Source organism: Mycobacterium sp. 1274761.0 (genome assembly GCF_001668615.1).
GTDB lineage: Bacteria > Actinomycetota > Actinomycetes > Mycobacteriales > Mycobacteriaceae > Mycobacterium.
On sequence record NZ_LZMC01000009.1, the window covers coordinates 1 to 16371 of the forward strand.

A 16371-nucleotide genomic window follows, 5' to 3' on the forward strand; every position below is an offset into this window, starting at 1 on the left:
CACGCCGGGCGGGAGCATCTGGGAAGGCGCGGCGGCTACTGCCGCCCAGGAACGCGCATTGGCCGATCGAACGAAGGTGAACGCCGCCGCGCAGCGCCTTCGTACGACTTCGGCACATGCGCGTGCAGGTGCCAGCGCACTCGCCTCGGCCCGCCAGCAGGTACTGGCCGCCGTGAATGCGGCAAGGGCGGCGGGTTTCGACGTGGGCGACGACCTCAGCGTGTCCTACGACGACGACGGGACGCCCGCTTCGGCGGCCAAGCGCGCGCAGGCCACATCCATGGCACGCCAGATCTGGCACAGCGCAGAACAACTGGCCGCGACGGATCGTCGGGTTGCAGACCAGATCAAGAAGTCGTCTGACGGTATTCAGAGCCTGGACTTCGGACTCGGCGGCAGTCCTCCGTTGACCCCCACAGACGGAAAGGGTCCGCACAACGCTGACGACGTCTTCAGGATCGTCGACCCACTGCCACCCGGTAAACAGTCGCACGTTCGTGAGCTGCCGACGTCCGATCAGATCCGGGCCCTTTATGACTGGCTGGCCCAGAACGGGCTGCCGGCTCCGCCGAGCGATTACAAGGGAACCGCGAGCGTGCTGCCCGACGGCACACGGATCGGCATCCGGGAAGACAGTTCGTCTGGCGGAACGACCATCGACATCAAATTCGGTGACGGGCGCGACCCGATGAAGGTCCATCTACCCAAAGAAGGTGAGGAGCCCCAGCCCGCGCCCGCATCGGGGAACCCTGGCTTCTGGGAAACCGTCGGCGGGATCGGTGTCGCGATACTCGGTGGAATCGGCTGGGTCGGTCAGCATGCGGCACACCCGTTCAGCTGAGCCGGTCAGCCCATCTGCTCGGACTCCGCCAGCCGCTGATGCAGGCGGGCGCGGATGTCGTCGGGAGTGTAGGAGTTGCGGCGCCGCTGATCACGTGCGACCAGCACGCCACCGGCGACGACACCCGCCACACCGGCCAGCCCGACCCACTTCCAGATGCTTCGCATGCCCGCCAGTGTGCCTAAGCTGCGCTGGTGGATGCGAACACGGTCACCCTCGACCGCGCCCTCGACGAGACCCGCACCGGCGACATTTGGCTGTTCCGCGGCGCTTCAGGTCCCGATCGCGCGATCCAGACGATGACGAACGCGCCGGTCAACCATGTCGGGATGACCGTGGCGATCGACGATCTGCCGCCGCTCATATGGCATGCCGAGCTCGGTGACAAGCTGCCCGACATGTGGACGGGGTCCTGTCACCGCGGGGTTCAGCTCAACGATGCCCGCGCGGCCGTCGAGCGCTGGATGGTCAACTACGGGCAGCGCTGCTGGCTGCGTGAGCTCACTCCCTTCGCGACACGCCAGCAGGAAGACCAGGTGCTCCGCGTCATCGCGCGCATGGACGGCACGCCGTTTCCCAGCACCGCCCGATTGACGGGCCGGTGGTTTCGCGGCCGCGTTCCGACTGCGAGCGACTGGACCCGCGGTATCCCCCTCTTGGACAAGAAGGTTCGCGATTCGGCCCGGCGTAGAAAGGCCGAATCACGCAAGGCCGGCTTGGAAACCGCCTACTGCGCCGAGACCGTCGCGATCACTTACGAGGAGATGGGCCTGCTGGAAACCGAGAAACACTCCAGCTGGTTCGACCCCGGCAAGTTCTGGAGCGGCGACACGTTGCCGTTGACCGAGGGTTACCAACTGGGCCGCGAGATCGCTGTCGTTCTCGACTGATTAGCCGCAGAATTGCCCGATCACGACCTGCGACGTCCCTGCGGCGCTATCGTCCGGCCATGCCGCTGCATTATGTGGATCCGAACAAGAAGCACGGCCTTCGGTATCGGGCCCTGGAACGCTTCAGCCGTTCGCCAGCCGGACAGTTCCTGGCGCGCCGCGTCTTTCCTCGTATCGATCCATGGCTGTATCGGAAGTCCGGCGGCCGATATCCGTGGATCTTCGGTGGCATGTCGACCGCCCCGCTGGTCACCACCGGCGCCAAGTCGGGCATGCGGCGCGAACATCAGCTGACCTACTTTCACGACGGTCCCGATCCGATCCTGACGGCATCGAACTACGGCGGAGCCAAGCACCCGCAGTGGTACTACAACCTGAAGGCCAACCCGCAGTGCGAGTTCGGCGACGAACCCTTCATCGCCAAGGAGATCACCGATCCCGAAGAGCATGACCGCCTGTACCGGCTCGCAGAGCAGGTGTACGAGGGCTGGAGCGACTACTTGGAGTCGACGAAAGCCGCTGGGCGCACCATTCCGATCTTTCGCCTCATCGCGCGATAGGAACTATAGGCGCGCGAAGCACGGGTTGGCGTCCTCTCTGGGAATGGACGCGTTCTGGCTGGAGAACTTCTCGACGACACCCGTGTCGGTCACCTCGACGCTGTCGGCGTGAATTCCCAACGGGTAGTTGTCATTCAGCTTCTTCGTCAAGTCGTTGAGCGCCGACTGCACGGCGTCTTTCGGTAACGGACCGGTGACGTCGAGCACCTCGAGATTGAGATCGCCGTCGGTGACGACCGGTTTGGCGGTGACGCTGTTCTCTCCGGCATCGACGATGATGGTGCCCGCCGCAGGGTCGGTGCGCACACCGGTGATCAGGTTGCCCACCGCCGGAAGATTGGCCGCAAGGGTGTCCTTGATGCCCGCAGACTTCCACGCCAGCGTCGCGGTGAGGGCGCCGATGGTGCCCTTGGAATCGCCGGTATCCCGCAACCGCACATCCGACACCGTCACGTCGGCCGTCATCCCCGTCGCGTCCTGCACATTGTGTCCGGCGGTAGACACCGAGATGTTGGTGTAGTGGCCGGTCATGTGCTGCCACAGGAACGGCGGGTTGACCCCGTAGGAGATCGTGACACCGTCGCGGACAACGCATTCGGCGACGTCGACCAGGACGTCGTCGGCGCGGTGGCGCGCGTAGAGTTCGGCGCCCGCCAGGCTGCCCGCCACCAACGCGATGAGCATTACCGCGATCAGGATCAGCGACTGCCGGTTGAGGAATCCCTTTCCGTGGCGCTTGTCGGGCGCCGGTTCATCGGTCTGCGGTGCCGGTGTCGGCGGTTGCATGGGTCCACGGCCGGACGGCGGGGCCGGGGGCGCGAACTTCTCCGTCGCCGGTGCATCTGTCCCGCGGAACCGCGATCGGATCTGTTCAGTCGGCGGTTCCGGCGGCCCCGCTGGCCTTTGTGGCGGTCGGCCCGGCCGCTGGAGCCGCTGGGTGGGCGGGTCCTGATGGGGACTGCCCCTGCCCTGCCGACCGGGCTGGCCTGGGCCTTGCGGCGGCGGCGTGGTCACGTGCGCGATTCTGCCTCATCGAACGGCCGACATCGCGACATTCGGGTCAAGGCGGCTGAGTGCCGGTACCGTCGGCAGTCATGGCAGACCTGCTGGCCCCGGCGATCAGCCTGCTGGTGATGGGAGCGTTCGTCCGAGGCCGAAGCGCCACCCAGCCTGTACGTCGAATCCGAGCAACCCGAACTGAGGCGACGCTAGCGCCCACCCGAATAGGCAGGTAGACACGCCGCTGCACGGACCGGAGCAACGCCGGTCGGCCGGATAATCTCAGCGCATGCCGACCCGCAGACCCACGCGCGCGGCGGGATATGCCCGACGGCGCAGGCGGCGGATGGCTGCCAAAACCCAGGAGCTCACCGCGGCTCAATGGGCAGAGCTAAAGTCGGCGTGGGGCGGTTGTGCGTACTGCGGAACCAAAGGCACACCGCTGCAGAAGGATTGCGTGCTGCCGATCTCGCGGGGCGGCCGCTACGCGATCGACAACGTCGTCCCGTGCTGCCGGTCATGCAACACCAGCAAGTGCAATACCGAGGTGACGAGCTGGATGCGACGCAAGAAGCTCGACGAGCGTGGATTCCTGTTGCGCCAGGCCGAGATCAGCCAGCTGTTGTTTGCCGACTGACAACATGCCGCGACGGTAGTGTTCGCCGCGCCTGCCACATGACGCGCGGCACCGTCCTCGCCAGATCGGACCGGCTCTTGGCGAAGCCTTTGATGGCCCGGTAGAACGACCAAACCTGCTGCGGGCTCGGTATTCTCGGCACCCAGGCGAGTTCCCAGTGGATGCCGTTGATCGAGTCGTCGAAGAACACGGCATAATAGCCGGGCCAGTATTGCGGGTAATCCTTCGGTTCGTCGGTGACGAAAATGCCACGGCTGACGAGGAATTCGCGATGGAAGCGATCGACCTCGCTGCGGCTGCGGGCCCACAGCGCGATGTGGTTGATGCCGACCGCCTGGTCAGCGTGCGCCAATTTGCGTCCGGTGCGCGCGGGTTGAATGCCGATGTAGCTGTGCGGCGTGAGATGCCGCGTCATGTAGTAGATGGACTGGTAGTCCATGTTCATCGACGAGAAGCTGCTGTAGCCAAGCCAGCCGAACAACGCGTCGTAGAACGCGATCGACTCGTCATAATCCAGCACCGCGAACTCGACGTGATTGACACCGCGCCACCGCATCTGCGCCTCCTCGATGAGACTGCGTACTACGAACTGTAGTACTCGCGGCGGTGGCGGTAAAGGCCTCTTGCCCTGCTAGCGTGGCTCTGCGATGGGTGCCTCAGACCACCTCAAGGTCGTGGTGATGGACGGCCCGACGGCGGCCGCGCTGTCGCAGATCCTCCCGCTGCTTTTGTTGACGCTGATCGTGGAGATGCGCCGTACTGCATTGCATCGCAAGATTTCCCGCGTCCTGTTCGCCGTGTTCTTCGTGGTGTTCGGTGTCATCGAAACGGTGCTTGTGCTGTCGATCGACGGGGAGCTCTACCCGTTCCAGTTCGGCGATCTGTTGTCGGCGCTTGCCATCTTCGGCCTTCTGGCAATCATTTGCGCGATCTCATTCCTCGAACCGCGCTAGACGAGCGACTAGCACCATCTCTGCTGCCGTTGCCCAAAGCTGGACTACTTGCGGTTAACCCTCACCGCTTCCTGGATCAACGCCTTGAAAGCCGCCGAATCCAACTCGTCGTCCTCCCGCAGATCGATGGCACGCCCGACGGGGGCCTTGAGGCTCGCGTTGAACAGCTTGTCCGGGTCCGTCAACGACGAGCCCTTGGCGAAATTCACCTTGACCTTGCCCTTGTATTTTTCCAGCGTGCAGATGAGACCGTCCAAGTAGAAGGCCTGCACACCGTCAGGGTTCGTCCGTGTGCGCCACTTGGTCTGCTCAACGACGTCGGGCTCGGCATCCTTGATCATCGACCGGATCTCGTCGATCCGCTCAACGCGCCAATCACTCACAGCGTCAATGTAACCGTGAGATCCCGAACTTGGCGCGCGCCGCTGGACGACAGCACCCGAGTCATTGAGTCTGTGGTGGCGGCGCAACCGTGCGAGAGGACACCGCCGTGACCGCAGAACTCACGAGCGGCAGCCCAGCAGCACTCAAACCTGACCCGTCGCCTTCAGCCCGATGCGGTGGCCATCCGGATCGAGCACAATCGCGAAGCGCTGTCCCCAGGGCATGTCTGTCGGCTGCTTGACGATCGTCACCCCGGCCGTCGCGAGCGCCTCTACCATCGCGTCGAGATGGTTCACGGACGGCAGCTCGAGATCCACTTGCGGGCCGCCGGCTGATGGCTGAGGGGCGGTCTCGTCCCACCACGAGGCGAACCCCGTCGAGTGCAGCACGATCGTGATGTTGGCGTTTGTCGAGACCCATGCCTCGGCCGGCTCTTCGCCGTACCGACTGCGCGCGCGGAACGCGAACCCCAGAAGCTCATAAAATGCACGGCTACGTTCAAGGTCCACGACGATGAGATTGATCTGGACGACAGCGACCACACGCGAAGTCTTGCATGCCCGCCCTGATTGGACGTCGACCGAATTTGGCGGCGACACAATGTACGGCTGAGAGCTTCACCATGGATATATATGCATCGCGAAGCTGTCAGCGTGACATTGTGGCGGGCTCACGCTGGCCCTGATCGTTAGACCGGTATCCGGCTAGACGTTGAAGCGGAACTCGACTACGTCGCCGTCGGCCATGACGTAGTCCTTGCCTTCCATACGCACCTTGCCCGCGGCCTTGGCCGCGGCCATTGATCCGGCCTCGATCAAATCGTCGTAGGAGACAATCTCGGCCTTGATGAAGCCCTTCTCGAAATCGGTGTGAATCACCCCGGCGGCCTTCGGCGCCGTGTCCCCCTGATGAATCGTCCAGGCCCGCGACTCCTTGGGCCCAGCCGTGAGGAACGTCTGCAGCCGTAGCGTGTGGAAGCCGGCGCGGGCCAACGCGTCGAGCCCGCGCTCGGTCTGTCCAATTGATTCCAGCAATTCGGCGGCCGACTCGTCGTCGAGCTCCTGCAGTTCCGCCTCGATTTTCGCGTCGAGGAACACTGCATCCGCCGGGGCGACCATTCCCTTCAACGACGCGATCCGCGCGTCATCTGTGAGGACGGCCTCATCGGCGTTGAAGACATAGAGGAACGGTTTGGTCGTCAACAGGTTCAGCTCGCGCAGCAAGGCGAGATCGACCGACTGCCCTGCGGCGAACAGCGTTTTGCCGCCGTTGAGGATCTCCTGCGCCGCCACCGCTGCGTCATAGGCCGGCCGTCGCTCCTTGTGGGTGCGGGCCTCTTTCTCCAGCCGCGGCACCGCCCGCTCCAAAGTTTGCAGGTCGGCCAGAATCAGCTCGGTCTCGATGACCTCGATGTCGGATTTCGGGTCGATCCGCCCGTCGACGTGAGCCACGTCATCATCGGTGAAGACCCGCACCACCTGACAGATGGCGTCGCTCTCACGGATGTTCGCCAGGAACTTGTTGCCCAGGCCTGCGCCCTCTGAGGCTCCCTTGACAATCCCGGCGATGTCGACGAACGTCACCGGCGCATGCACAATTTTTTCCGATCCGAACATTTTCGCGAGCTCGTTCAGCCGCGGGTCCGGCAGCGGCACCACACCTTCGTTGGGCTCGATCGTCGCGAAAGGGTAATTGGCAGCCAGCACGTTGTTGCGCGTCAGCGCGTTGAAGAGCGTTGACTTACCCACATTCGGCAGACCAACGATTCCCAGGTTCAAGCTCACAGGGACACAAGTCTAGGAGACAACCACGGGCGCGCCAGCGTGCGCTCGCAGCCACATCGGGCCGAACCCGGTACGGTCGTCATGTGTCAGGACAGCGCGCGAGGTCTGTGATTGCGGCCGAGCATCGCTCCATGATCCCCACGATTACCGGTGTCCCGTCGTGGGGCGCGGTGCTCATCGCCGTCACGTTCACCGCCCTCGGCTTTGCGTTCGACGCCGGCGCGGGCGGCAGGCAGTTGACCCACGCGTTTGCTGCGGCCTATGCCATCGGCTGCGTGGCCGCCGTGCTGGCGGTGCGCCAGTCGGGCTTGTTCACTGCCGTGATTCAGCCGCCGCTGATCCTGTTCGTCTGCGTGCCCGGCGCCTACTTCCTGTTTCACGGCGGTGAGATGGACGGCCTCAAGGATCTGCTGATCAACTGCGGCTATCCGTTGATCGAGCGGTTCCCGCTGATGTTCTTCACCTCGGCGATCGTGCTGTTGATCGGGCTTCTCCGCTGGTACCAGGGGATGGGCCGCCGCACCGCGTCCGCGCAAGCCGCCGAGGCCGCGCCGTCGAATCGGCTCGCGACGGTCGCGGCCAAGATCTTCGGTCTGCTGTCCCGCGATACCGCCGACGAGGACGACGACAAGCCGCTCCGGCGGCGCAAGCAGCATTCCATCGACAGAGCGGCCAAGGCGCCCAAGACCGCCCGGACCCCCAGGACCTCGACGGCGACGGCGCGGAGCCGCAGCGGTCGTCCCACCAAGCGCACACAGCCGTCGCGGTCACGCCACACCAGGCCGCCGGAAACCGAGATCATCGAGCCGGTGACCGAGCGCCCACGTCGGCCCCGGCCCGCGCGCCGCGCGACCGACCCGTCGGTGCCGCCTGCGGAGCCGCGCCGTCGCACCAGGTCGTCGTCGACGCGGTCGTCATCGTCACGGACGTCGTCGTCGCGCGAACCTCGCAAGCAGCCACCGCCGAGCGAGCGCAGGACGGCCTACAAACGACCCAGCCGGTTCGAGGGGTTCGACGGCTTCGAGCCGTTCGAGCCGCACGGCACCAACGGCAGCAACGGCAACGGCGCGCTCAACGGCACCCATCACCCGGTATCGCGGGTGCGCTACCGCGGCGGTGACGAGGGCGATCAGCGTACGCAGTACCGGGCGCGGCCACGCACACCCAAACACCGGGCCGAGGCCTGGGAATACGACGTTTAGGCGCGGGCAGGACGGATCTCGCGCGGCAACGCGAAGACCAGCGTCTCGTTGGCGGTCGTGACGGGCTGCACCACGTCAAAGCCATGCTCGGCCAGCCGCTCTAGGACGCCGCGAACCAGAATTTCTGGAACCGACGCCCCTGAAGTGACGCCGACGGTGGTGACGCCGTCGAGCCAGGCCGGGTCGATGTCGTCGGCGTAGTCGACGAGATGGGCGGCGTCGGAGCCCGCGTTCAACGCGACCTCGACCAGCCGCACCGAGTTCGACGAGTTCCGGGAGCCGACGACGATCACCAGCTGGCATTCGGGTGCCATCGCCTTGACGGCCACCTGGCGGTTCTGGGTGGCGTAGCAGATGTCGTCGCTGGGCGGGTCCTGCAGGGTCGGGAACCGCTCGCGCAGCCGCCGCACGGTTTCCATGGTCTCGTCGACGCTGAGCGTGGTCTGCGACAGCCAGATCACCTTGTTCTCGTCGCGGACGGTCACATGATCGACGGCCTCGGGGCCGTCGACGAGCTGCACATGGTCGGGCGCTTCGCCCGCGGTGCCGACGACCTCTTCGTGGCCCTCGTGGCCGATCAGCAGGATGTCGTAGTCGTCGCGTGCGAAGCGCTTCGCCTCGTTGTGCACCTTGGTGACCAGCGGACACGTCGCATCGATGACCTGCAGCCTCCGTTCGGCTGCCGATGCGTGCACGGTCGGCGCGACGCCGTGGGCGGAGAACACCACGATCGCGCTCTCGGGCACCTCGTCCGTTTCGTCGACGAACACCGCGCCCGCCTTGGCCAGTGTCTCGACGACGTGCCGGTTGTGGACGATCTCGTGACGGACATACACCGGTGCGCCGTGCTTTTCCAGAGCTCGCTCGACGGTCTCCACTGCGCGGTCGACACCCGCGCAGTAGCCGCGGGGTTCGGCCAGCAGAACACGTTTTCCTGCCACTCCACTGGACGCCGAGCTCGAGGCACCCGGAATCCCCATATTGATAGTCGGTGGCATGGCTCCCAGGGTACTGATCCGCAGCCTAATCAGACCAGCCGCGGGGCCAGCCGTAGGCTGGGGCCCATGGCTACTGCACCGTATGGGGTCCGTCTGCTGGTAGGAGCGGCGGTCACCGCCATCGAGGAAACCCGAAAGCTTCCGCAGACCATCCTCATGTATCCGATGACGGTCGCGAGCCAGATCGCGCACCTCGTGATGAAGATGCAGCAGGACGTGGCCGACCTGGTGAACAGGGGCGACGAGACGCTGGAGAGCTTGTTCCCGCCGAAGGATGAGCAGCCGGAATGGGCGACGTTCGACGAGGATGTCGACGACGAGGCACCCGAGTCGTCGCCTACCGACGGCGAACGCCGAACTGAGGGCAGGTTCGCGCTGTTCAGCGGCGGCGAGCCCGTGACCGTCGAGAATGAGAAGCGCAATTCCTCGCCGGTCGCGGTCGCCGACGTGCCCGAGGTCGTCAAGCGGCTGGATTACGAGACGCTGACGCTGGCGCAGTTGCGGGCGCGGCTGACGTCACTGCGGGTCGACGACCTGGAAGAGCTGCTGTCCTACGAGGAAGCGACGAAGTCGCGGGCACCGTTCCAGACTCTGCTGGCCAACAGGATCACCCGCGCGTCCGCCAAGTGACCCGAGCGGAGCTCGGCAGATGACACCCGACCCTGAGCAAGGCAAGTCGCCCGAGAACCCGTGGCCTGTCCGGGCGGTCGCCACTCGGGTCGCGAAATACATCGACCGGCTGGGCATGGTGTGGATCGAAGGCCAGCTGACGGAGTTGAAGCTGCGCCAGTCGACGGCGTGGATGGTCTTGCGTGACCCGGCCGCGGACATGTCGCTGTCGGTCAGCTGCCCCAGCCAGCTCGTCGCCAACGCACCGGTGCCGCTGTCGGAAGGCACCCAGGTGATCATGCTGGGCAAGCCGCAGTTCTATACCCGCAACGGCTCGTTCAGCCTTCGGGTCAGCGAGATCCGCGCCGTGGGCATCGGCGAGCTGCTGGCCCGTATCGAACGGCTGCGCAAACTGCTGGCCGCCGAAGGCCTGTTCGATCCGAGGCTCAAACGCCCGATTCCGTTCTTGCCCAACACGATCGGGCTGATCACAGGGCGGGCCAGTCACGCCGAGCGAGACGTCATATCGGTCGCGAAGGATCGTTGGCCCGCCGTCAGATTCGCCGTCCGCAACACCGCCGTGCAGGGCACCAACACCGTGCCGCAGGTCGTGGAGGCGCTGCGCGAGCTCGACGGCGATCCGTCCGTCGACGTGATCGTCATCGCCCGCGGCGGCGGCAGCGTGGAGGATCTGCTGCCGTTCTCCGATGAGACGCTGTGCCGGGAGATCTCGGCGTGCACGACGCCGGTGGTGAGCGCGATCGGGCACGAACCCGACAATCCCCTCTGCGACCTGGTCGCCGATCTGCGCGCCGCGACCCCGACCGACGCGGCCAAACGCGTCGTCCCGGATACCGCCGCCGAGCTGGCGCGAATACTGGACCTCCGTCGCCGCAGCGCGCAGGCACTGCGCAACTGGGTGCGCCGCGAAGAGCACGTCGTCAGCCAGCTGCGCAGCAGGCCGGTGCTCGCGTCTCCGCTGGCTGCGCTGGATTCGCGGGCCGAGGCTGTCGACAGGTGCAGGACCGCGGCCCGGCGGGACATCACCCGACTGGTCGCCGCGGAGTCGGAGCGGGTGGGCCATCTGTCGGCGCGGTTGACGACACTCGGGCCGGCCGCCACGCTGGCTCGCGGCTATGCGGTGGTGCAAACAATTTCATCCACCGGCGAAGCCGGCGTGCTCCATACCGTCGCCGACGCGCCCGCGGGCGCCCGGTTGCGGGTGCGGGTCTCCGACGGGGCGATAACGGCGGTCAGTGAGGGAAGCCGATGAAGCCTATTAGTGAATTGGGCTATGAAGAAGCCCGCGATGAACTGATCGAAGTGGTTCGCCAGCTGGAGCACGGCGGCCTCGATCTCGATGCCTCGCTGAAGCTCTGGGAAAGGGGCGAAGAGCTGGCTAAACGCTGCGATGAACACTTAGCCGGCGCCCGCAAGCGAATCGAGGACGCCCTCACCGCCGGCGACGCCGAAGAAACTTGATCATTCAAATAGATTTACGCACGACCCTCGAAACTGGAACATGTTTCAGTTAGGCTTCCCGGCATGGGTGATGCAACGTTGCAGACTGAACTCGGCCGTGTACTGGTGACCGGCGGCTCCGGCTTCGTCGGCGCCAACTTGGTCGCGACACTCCTCGAGAAGGGCCACGAAGTCCGGTCCTTCGACCGGGCGCCGTCCCCAGTGCCCGCGCATCCAAAACTTCAGGTCATCGACGGCGACATCTGCGACACGGACACCGTCGCCGCCGCCGTCGACGGCATCGACACCGTGATCCACACCGCGGCGATCATCGATCTGACCGGTGGCGGCGCAGTCAGCAAGGAGAGTCGCGAGCGCAGCTTCGCGATCAACGTCACCGGCACCGAGAACCTCGTGCGGGCGGCACAGGACGCCGGCGTGAAACGCTTCGTCTATACCGCGTCCAACAGCGTGGTGATGGGCGGTAAGCGCATCGCCGGCGGCGACGAGACGCTGCCCTACACCGAGCGGTTCAACGACCTCTACACCGAGACCAAGGTGGTCGCCGAACGATTCGTCTTGTCGCAGAACGGTGTTCGCGGCATGCTGACGTGTTCGATCCGGCCCAGCGGCATCTGGGGCCGCGGCGACCAGACCATGTTCCGCAGGGTGTTCGAAAGCGTGCTGGCAGGCCACGTCAAGGTGCTGGTCGGCAGCAAGAACGTCAAGCTCGACAACTCCTATGTGCACAACCTGATTCACGGGTTCATCCTGGCCGCCCAGCATCTCGTGCCCGGTGGCACCGCGCCCGGCCAGGCGTACTTCATCAACGACGGTGAACCGATCAACATGTTCGAGTTCTCCAGGCCGGTCGTCGAGGCGTGTGGGCAGAAGTACCCGAAGGTGCGGGTGCCTGGCCGGTTGGTGTGGTTTGTGATGACCGTGTGGCAGTGGCTGCACTTCAAGTTCGGCCTGCCCCAGCCGATGATCGAACCGCTTGGCGTGGAACGGCTTTACCTCGACAACTACTTCTCGATCGCCAAGGCTGAGCGCGACCTGGGATACCGGCCGCTGTTCACTACCGAGCAGGCGATGGCCGACTGCCTGCCCTATTACGTCGACCTGTTCAACCAGATGAAGAACGGAGATGCGCAACCGGCGGTCGGCGTCACGGCCGCGCCGCCCGAGGGTTGATCGCCTCGGCGTCAACTCACCAGGTGGACCGGGTGGCGGGTAACCGCCTCGATGCGCGCGCCGGCGCGGTGCAGTAGGTCAGTGCCCAGTGCGATGAGCGCGCGGGCCGCGGCGATCTCCTCGCCGATCATCGGCTGGCTGATGTCCCTCGGATTACGGAATGCGTCGCCGATGGCCGTCATGGTTTCGTCGTCGCCCAGCCGTGCGCGGAGTGTCGCATGGGTGTGTGTTTCGTCCTCGTCGAATTGGATGTCGATGTGCCAGTCGTTATCCAGAACCTTGTCATACATGTACGGCCACCTCTCTGCGTTACAGAGTGCGCCGTCACAGCGCCCCGGACCCCCCGTTCCGAAAAAATTTTCCGTGACAGCCATCCGAAGCCGCTCCATCGCCGTCCCTGCCTCATAGGCTCGAGCCCACAATTGAACGCACAGATCGAGGCGAAGGGGCCCACCATGCCCGACGGTAAACCCAATATCTTGGTGATCTGGGGCGATGACATCGGCATCAGCAACCTCAGCTGTTACAGCGACGGGTTGATGGGATACCGCACACCCAACATCGACCGAATCGCCAACGAGGGCATGCGATTTACCGATTCTTACGGTGAGCAAAGCTGCACCGCAGGCCGGGCGGCATTCATTAGTGGGCAAAGCGTGTACCGCACCGGAATGAGCAAGGTCGGCGTGCCAGGCGTTGATATCGGCTGGGCTGCTGAGGACCCGACGATCGCCGAACTGCTCAAACCGCTGGGCTACGCCACCGGACAATTCGGCAAGAACCATTTCGGCGACTTGAACAAGTACCTGCCCACAGTGCACGGGTTCGACGAGTTCTTTGGCAATCTGTATCACCTCAATGCCGAGGAGGAGCCCGAGCAGTTCGACTACCCGCACAAGGACCAGTTCCCGCGGCTTTATGAGCAGGCATTGCCGCGGGGTGTGCTGAAGTGCAAGGCCACCGACGAGGTGTCGACGGAGCCGGACGACCCGAAGTTCGGACCGGTCGGCAAGCAGACCATCGAGGATACCGGTCCGCTCACCGCCAAGCGGATGGAAACCATCGACGACGATATCGCCGAGGCCACTGTCGCCTACATCAAGCGCCAGCATGCCGAGGGCAACCCCTTCTTCGTGTGGTGCAACTTCACCCACATGCACCTCTACACACACGTCAAGCCCGAGAGTCGCGGCCAGGCGGGGCTGTGGCAGTCGGAGTATCACGACGCGATGATCGACCACGACAAGAACGTCGGCACGGTGCTCGACGTGCTTGACGAGCTCGGCATCGCCGACGACACGATCGTCATCTACTCCACCGACAACGGTCCGCACCGCAACTCATGGCCGGATGCCGGTACCACGCCGTTCCGCAGCGAGAAGAACACAAACTGGGAGGGCGCATACCGCGTTCCGGAAATGATCCGCTGGCCGGGAAAGATCAAGGCGGGCGTGGTGTCCAACGACATCATTCAGCACCACGATTGGTTGCCGACGCTGCTCGCAGCGGCGGGCGATCCCGACGTCATGGACAAGCTGAAAAAGGGTTATCGGATCGGCGACATCGATTACAAGGTGCACATCGATGGCTTCAACCTGCTGCCGTACCTGTTGGGCGAGGTAGAGCACAGCCCGCGGCGCGGGTTCTTCTACTTCAACGACGACGCCCAACTGGTCGCGATGCGTTTTGAGAATTGGAAGATCGTGTTCGCCGAGCAGCGGTGCCAGGGGACACTGCGCACCTGGGCCGAACCGTTCACGCCGCTGCGGGTGCCGAAGCTGTTCAACCTTCGCACCGACCCGTTCGAGTACGCCGATATCACATCGAACACGTACTACGAGTGGTTCCTCCGACGTGACTTCTTCGCGTTCTACGCGACGGCGATGGCGGCCAAGTTCCTCGACACGTTCAAGGAGTTCCCGCCGCGGCACGAACCGGCGAGCTTCAGCATCGACCAGATAGTCAAGAAGCTCGAAGAGTTCCTGGCTGCCGACTAGATGCTTCAGAGCTGGAACGACGGGCCGACGAAGTCGGCCATCGTCGACTTCGTCGAACGCGGTTGCAAAGACGTTCCGCCCGAGCAGCGCGTTGCCGTGTTTGACAACGACGGCACGCTCTGGTGCGAAAAGCCGGCCTACATCCAGCTGGACTTCCTGGTTCGCAGGCTGGCCGAGCAGGCCGCCGAGAAGCCGTCGCTGAGGGACAAGCAGCCCTACCAGGCTGCTGCGCAGGGCGACCTGGGCTGGTTCGGCGACGCCGTCACCAAGCATTACAACGGGGACGACTCGGCGGTCGAAGTGCTTGCCGCAGGCATACTTTCGGCATATTCCGGCTTGACCGTGGAAGACCACGCGCGACGGGTGACCGCATTCTTCGCTGACGCGAGGCATCCGACGCTGGGCCGGCCCTACACGTCCTGCGGCTACCGCCCCATGGTGGAGCTGCTGCGCTATCTAGAGGGCGAGGGCTTCACCACCTATATCGCCTCCGGCGGTGGCCGGGACTTCATGCGGCCGGTCACCATGCAGATGTACGGCATTGCGCCGGAACGGGTGATCGGCAGTTCGGTAGGGCTGGATTTCGTCGACGGTCAGCTGCGCACCACCGCCAAGCCCGAGTTCCTCGACGATGGGCCGGTCAAGCCGGTCCGGATCTGGGGGCGCACAGGGCGACGCCCGATATTTGCCGTAGGTAACTCCAATGGCGATATCCAGATGCTCGAATACACCGCCGCTGGTTCTGGCCCGTCGATGTGCATGCTGGTGCTGCACGACGACGCCGACCGCGAATTCGACTACGTCGCAGGCGCGGAACAGTCTCTCAGCGAGGCAAGGTCGCGGGGCTGGACTATCGCCAGCATGAAAAACGACTGGGCAAGCATCTTCGATGACTGACCCCCCTTCTTCGCCCGAACCGACACTTGGGCGGGAAAGTGCGAGTAACTGCCGGCAAAATATCGACCTCGGCGCGGGTTTGGTCCGCATTCCCGCGCAGACGGCGGTGCTCGGGTCGGATGACCACTATGCAGAGGAAGGACCCGCCCAAACTGTCAGCGTCGACGAGTTCTGGATCCAACCTCAGACGGTCACCAATGCAGAGTTCGCCGAATTCGTCGACGCCACAGGCTATGTCACGGTCGCCGAGCGACCCCTGAACCCTGCCGACTATCCCGATGCACCACCGCCTAATTTGCAGCCGGGGTCGGTGGTGTTCACCCGTACGCAGGGACCCGTCGACCTGCGGCATCTGAGCCAATGGTGGGCATGGACGCCGGGCGCTTGCTGGCGCCATCCCGCGGGACCACTGTCGTCGATCGACAAGCGTGCCGACCATCCCGTCGTACACGTCGCCTACGAGGACGCCGAAACGTACGCGCAGTGGGCAGGCCTGATGCTTCCGACAGAGGCGGAGTGGGAGGTCGCGGCGCGCGGCGGCCTGGAGTCGGCGACCTACACCTGGGGCAACGAACCCGAGCAGGACGGCCAGAAGCTGGCCAACTATTGGCACGGCGAATTCCCGTGGCGCCCTCAACCCGGCTACGGCCGCACCTGCCCTGTCGGCCAATTCCCCCCGAACGACTACGGGCTGTTCGACATGGCGGGCAACGTCTGGGAATGGACCACCGACTGGTACGCCGACACCCGCGACGGCGACGCGTGCTGCGAGGCGGGCAGCTACGACCCGCGGCAGCCGCAGTTCAAGGTGCCACGCAGAGTCATCAAGGGCGGGTCGTTTCTCTGCGCGGACATCTACTGTCTGCGGTACCGGCCCGCGGCCCGACGGCCGCAGATGGTCGATACGGGCATGAGTCATATCGGATTTCGGTGCATGACACGGAGCGCACCTGTGAAGATGTGAC

At 64.8% G+C, this 16371-nt stretch carries 20 protein-coding genes and 1 pseudogene; 13 read left to right on the top strand and 8 right to left on the bottom strand.

Annotated features, from left to right (window positions below):
* Window positions 1–841 (top strand): annotated as a pseudogene (locus A5651_RS01005) (hypothetical protein); the annotation flags it as partial.
* Between the two features lie 5 nt (window positions 842–846).
* Here the strand turns inward: A5651_RS01005 and A5651_RS25160 are convergent.
* Entirely contained in the window at window positions 847–1008 is a 162-nt protein-coding gene (locus A5651_RS25160) for a hypothetical protein (protein ID WP_156662484.1), read from the bottom strand.
* A gap of 27 nt (window positions 1009–1035) precedes the next feature.
* Here A5651_RS25160 and A5651_RS01010 point away from each other — a divergent pair, with 27 nt between their 5' ends.
* Window positions 1036–1731, top strand: a complete 696-nt coding sequence (locus tag A5651_RS01010) for a guanylate cyclase (protein WP_066974675.1) — start codon at window positions 1036–1038, stop codon at window positions 1729–1731.
* 59 nt (window positions 1732–1790) lie between these two features.
* Window positions 1791–2291 carry a nitroreductase/quinone reductase family protein gene (locus tag A5651_RS01015; protein WP_066974677.1) on the top strand — a complete coding sequence of 167 codons (501 nt, stop codon included), beginning with the start codon at window positions 1791–1793 and terminating at the stop codon, window positions 2289–2291.
* 3 nt (window positions 2292–2294) lie between these two features.
* On the opposite strand, the gene A5651_RS01020 is transcribed toward A5651_RS01015, so the two are convergent.
* Window positions 2295–3077 (bottom strand): DUF2993 domain-containing protein, encoded by a 783-nt coding sequence (locus tag A5651_RS01020; protein WP_082943514.1) that lies wholly within the window; start codon window positions 3075–3077, stop codon window positions 2295–2297.
* A 502-nt stretch (window positions 3078–3579) separates the two neighbouring features.
* On the opposite strand from A5651_RS01020, the gene A5651_RS01025 reads away from it, so the two are divergent.
* Entirely contained in the window at window positions 3580–3927 is a 348-nt protein-coding gene (locus tag A5651_RS01025) for an HNH endonuclease (protein ID WP_066974680.1), read from the top strand.
* On the opposite strand, the gene A5651_RS01030 is transcribed toward A5651_RS01025, so the two are convergent.
* A complete protein-coding gene (locus A5651_RS01030; protein WP_066974682.1) occupies window positions 3902–4483 on the bottom strand; it encodes a VOC family protein in 582 nt (193 codons plus the stop codon). The two genes, A5651_RS01025 and A5651_RS01030, sit on opposite strands and share 26 nt — an antisense overlap.
* 91 nt (window positions 4484–4574) lie before the next feature.
* Here A5651_RS01030 and A5651_RS01035 point away from each other — a divergent pair, with 91 nt between their 5' ends.
* Window positions 4575–4880 carry a hypothetical protein gene (locus A5651_RS01035; protein WP_066974683.1) on the top strand — a complete coding sequence of 102 codons (306 nt, stop codon included), beginning with the start codon at window positions 4575–4577 and terminating at the stop codon, window positions 4878–4880.
* A gap of 44 nt (window positions 4881–4924) precedes the next feature.
* Here the strand turns inward: A5651_RS01035 and A5651_RS01040 are convergent, their stop codons facing one another.
* From A5651_RS01040 to ychF, 3 genes are all read right to left on the bottom strand, one after another.
* Window positions 4925–5263 (bottom strand): DUF1801 domain-containing protein, encoded by a 339-nt coding sequence (locus A5651_RS01040; protein ID WP_255361774.1) that lies wholly within the window; start codon window positions 5261–5263, stop codon window positions 4925–4927.
* Between the two features lie 144 nt (window positions 5264–5407).
* Window positions 5408–5806 (bottom strand): VOC family protein, encoded by a 399-nt coding sequence (locus A5651_RS01045; RefSeq protein WP_066974686.1) that lies wholly within the window; start codon window positions 5804–5806, stop codon window positions 5408–5410.
* A 162-nt stretch (window positions 5807–5968) separates the two neighbouring features.
* Window positions 5969–7048 carry a redox-regulated ATPase YchF gene (gene ychF / locus A5651_RS01050; protein ID WP_066974687.1) on the bottom strand — a complete coding sequence of 360 codons (1080 nt, stop codon included), beginning with the start codon at window positions 7046–7048 and terminating at the stop codon, window positions 5969–5971.
* Between the two features lie 131 nt (window positions 7049–7179).
* On the opposite strand from ychF, the gene A5651_RS01055 reads away from it, so the two are divergent.
* Window positions 7180–8250: a DUF6542 domain-containing protein gene (locus tag A5651_RS01055; protein ID WP_369803896.1), complete on the top strand. Its 1071-nt coding sequence runs from the start codon at window positions 7180–7182 to the stop codon at window positions 8248–8250.
* On the opposite strand, the gene A5651_RS01060 is transcribed toward A5651_RS01055, so the two are convergent.
* Window positions 8247–9248, bottom strand: coding sequence for a 4-hydroxy-3-methylbut-2-enyl diphosphate reductase (locus tag A5651_RS01060; RefSeq protein ID WP_066974691.1), 1002 nt, complete (start codon window positions 9246–9248; stop codon window positions 8247–8249). The two genes, A5651_RS01055 and A5651_RS01060, sit on opposite strands and share 4 nt — an antisense overlap.
* A gap of 66 nt (window positions 9249–9314) precedes the next feature.
* On the opposite strand from A5651_RS01060, the gene A5651_RS01065 reads away from it, so the two are divergent.
* The 4 genes from A5651_RS01065 to A5651_RS01080 all read left to right on the top strand — a co-directional run bounded on the left by A5651_RS01065 (window position 9315) and on the right by A5651_RS01080 (window position 12512).
* Window positions 9315–9878 carry a lipid droplet-associated protein gene (locus A5651_RS01065; protein WP_066974693.1) on the top strand — a complete coding sequence of 188 codons (564 nt, stop codon included), beginning with the start codon at window positions 9315–9317 and terminating at the stop codon, window positions 9876–9878.
* A gap of 19 nt (window positions 9879–9897) precedes the next feature.
* Window positions 9898–11130, top strand: a complete 1233-nt coding sequence (xseA, locus tag A5651_RS01070) for an exodeoxyribonuclease VII large subunit (protein ID WP_066974695.1) — start codon at window positions 9898–9900, stop codon at window positions 11128–11130.
* Window positions 11127–11339 carry an exodeoxyribonuclease VII small subunit gene (locus A5651_RS01075; protein WP_066974697.1) on the top strand — a complete coding sequence of 71 codons (213 nt, stop codon included), beginning with the start codon at window positions 11127–11129 and terminating at the stop codon, window positions 11337–11339. Before xseA ends, A5651_RS01075 begins: the two co-directional genes overlap by 4 nt.
* A gap of 63 nt (window positions 11340–11402) precedes the next feature.
* Complete coding sequence (locus A5651_RS01080; protein WP_066974700.1) at window positions 11403–12512, top strand: NAD-dependent epimerase/dehydratase family protein; 1110 nt, start codon at window positions 11403–11405, stop codon at window positions 12510–12512.
* An 11-nt stretch (window positions 12513–12523) separates the two neighbouring features.
* On the opposite strand, the gene A5651_RS01085 is transcribed toward A5651_RS01080, so the two are convergent.
* Complete coding sequence (locus A5651_RS01085) at window positions 12524–12802, bottom strand: dsRBD fold-containing protein (protein ID WP_066974702.1); 279 nt, start codon at window positions 12800–12802, stop codon at window positions 12524–12526.
* 165 nt (window positions 12803–12967) lie between these two features.
* On the opposite strand from A5651_RS01085, the gene A5651_RS01090 reads away from it, so the two are divergent.
* From A5651_RS01090 to A5651_RS01100, 3 genes are read left to right on the top strand one after another with little or no spacing between them, the layout of a single operon-like run.
* Window positions 12968–14509, top strand: coding sequence for an arylsulfatase (locus tag A5651_RS01090; protein WP_066974851.1), 1542 nt, complete (start codon window positions 12968–12970; stop codon window positions 14507–14509).
* A complete protein-coding gene (locus tag A5651_RS01095) occupies window positions 14510–15406 on the top strand; it encodes an HAD family phosphatase (protein WP_066974704.1) in 897 nt (298 codons plus the stop codon).
* Window positions 15399–16370, top strand: a complete 972-nt coding sequence (locus tag A5651_RS01100) for a formylglycine-generating enzyme family protein (RefSeq protein ID WP_082943517.1) — start codon at window positions 15399–15401, stop codon at window positions 16368–16370. Before A5651_RS01095 ends, A5651_RS01100 begins: the two co-directional genes overlap by 8 nt.
* Window position 16371: the final 1 nt, after the last annotated feature.